The organism is Streptomyces sp. NPDC058985, from assembly GCF_042740985.1.
Taxonomy (GTDB): domain Bacteria; phylum Actinomycetota; class Actinomycetes; order Streptomycetales; family Streptomycetaceae; genus Streptomyces.
In genome coordinates this window covers 1-2,199 of the sequence record NZ_JBHYJX010000104.1, presented here as the reverse complement: position 1 = coordinate 2,199, position 2,199 = coordinate 1, and the positions used below count along the sequence as shown (strand labels likewise).

At 70.5% G+C, this 2,199-nt stretch carries 1 protein-coding gene; it reads right to left on the bottom strand.

Going from position 1 to position 2,199, the window contains the following annotated elements; genetic code table 11:
- A partial coding sequence (locus ACFW01_RS38345; RefSeq protein ID WP_384511483.1) for a condensation domain-containing protein occupies nt 1-2,181 on the bottom strand: 2,181 nt, incomplete at its 3' end.
- Between the last annotated feature and the right edge of the window lie 18 nt (nt 2,182-2,199).

The following is a 2,199-nucleotide window of genomic DNA, read 5'->3' as shown; positions in this document are numbered from 1 at the left end:
ACCCCGCGGCAGACACAGACCCACCACCGACTCCGCACCCACCCCCTGCCCCACCAGATACCGCGCCAGCCGGTTCGCCCGCTCATCCAACTCCCCATACGACACCTCAACCCCATCAGCGACCACCGCCACCGCCCCCGGCGTCCGTGCCACCTGCTCCTCGAACAACCCCGGAAGAGTCGCAGCCCCCACCTCCACCGCGGTGTCGTTCCAGCCCACCAGTACCCGGTCCCGCTCTGCGGGATCCAGCACCTCCACCGATCCCACCCGCACACCCGGATCAGCGGTCACCGCCTCCAGCACCCGGCACCAGCGCCGCGCGATCTGCTCCGCGGTGTCCGCGTCGAACAGGTCCGCGGCCACCTTCACCACGCCCCGCACCCCCGCCGGCGTGCCGTCCTCGTCGAAGACCTCACCCACCAGCACGTCCAGATCGAACTTCGCCGCCGCCGCCGTCCCCGACGGCATCCCCTCCACCCCGACCCCGGGAAGATCCAGAACCGCCTCGATGGTGTCCTGCTTGGTGAACACCACCTGGAACAACGGATGCCGCGCCAGCGAACGCGCCGGCGCGAGTTCCTCCACCAGCCGCTCGAACGGCACATCCTGATGCGCGAACGCCCCGAGATCGGCCTGCCGCACCCGCTCCAGCAGCTCACGGAACGTCGGATCCCCCGACACGTCCGTCCGCAGGACCAGAGTGTTCACGAAACACCCCACCAGGGGTTCCAGCGCCTCGTCACCCCGCCCCGCGACCGCCGACCCGACCGGGATGTCCGTGCCCGCGCCCAGCCGGGACAGCAGCGTGACCAGCACCGCCTGCAGCACCATGAACACCGTCACACCCTCGGCCCGCGCCACCTCCACCAGCCGCGCATGGACCTCGGCGGACACCGACACCGCAGCCCCGTGTCCCCGGTGACTGGCCACCGCCGGCCGCTCACGGTCGAACGGCAGCACCAGCTCCTGCGGCGCCCCCTCCAGCACACCACGCCAGTACTCCACCTGCCGGGCCAGCACACTGCCCGCATCCCCCTCATCCCCCAGCAACTCCCGCTGCCACAACGCGTAATCCGCATACTGCACCGGCAACGACTCCCACACCGGCACCCGCCCCGCACAACGCGCCGCATAGGCAACCGACACATCCCGCGCCAACGGACCCCTCGACCAGCCGTCCGTCGCAATGTGATGCGTCAGAACGACCAGCACCCACTCACCCACACCCACACCTGCGCCTGCATCTGTGGTGAACAGCGATGCCCGGAACGGCACCTCCACCGACAGATCGAAGGCATACCCCTCCGCCTCAGCCACCGCCCCCTCAAGCTCTGCCCCGGCCACCTCCACCACGTCGAGGTCCCAGTCGAGATCGTCCACTTCACGGATCAGCTGGTAGGGCTCGCCCTCGTGCACGGGGAAGACCGTGCGCAGCACCTCGTGCCGGTCGAGCACATCACGCAGTGCCTGGCTCAAGGCCGCAGGGTTCACGTCCCCCGACATGCGCAGTGACACGGGCATGTTGTAGGTCGCACTCGGCCCCTCGAGCTGTCCGAGGAACCACAGCCGGCGCTGCGCGAACGACAACGGCACCCGCTCCGGACGCACCCCGGCCGTCAACGCCAGCCGCGCTTCCTCGGCCTCAGCGAACCGGGCCACGAGCCCCGCCACCGTCCGTGCCTCGAACAAGGTCCGCAGGGGCATCTCGACCCCCAGCATCGTCCGCACCCGGCTCAGCAGACGCACCGCCAGCAGCGAATGCCCGCCCAGCACGAAGAAGTCGTCATCGACTCCGACACTCTCCAGACCCAGCACCTGCGCGAACGCCGCACACAACAGCTCCTCCCGCACCGTGGCCGGCGCCCGGCCCTGCCCGGACACATACACAGGCACGGGCAGCGCCATACGGTCCAGCTTGCCGTTACGCGTCAGCGGCAGCTCCTGGAGCACCACCACCGCCGACGGCACCATGTACTCCGGCAGCCGCTGACCCACCACCTCCCGCACCGCCTCCGGCAGTACGGCCGCGCCGTCGCCGCCCTCGGCCACGACATACGCCACCAGCCGGACCTCGCCCGGGGTGTCCTCCCGTGCGATCACGGCGGCCTGGGCCACCTGCGGATGCGCCAGGACGGCGGCCTGGACCTCGCCCGGCTCGATCCGGAACCCACGGATCTTCACCTGCTCATCCGCACGCCC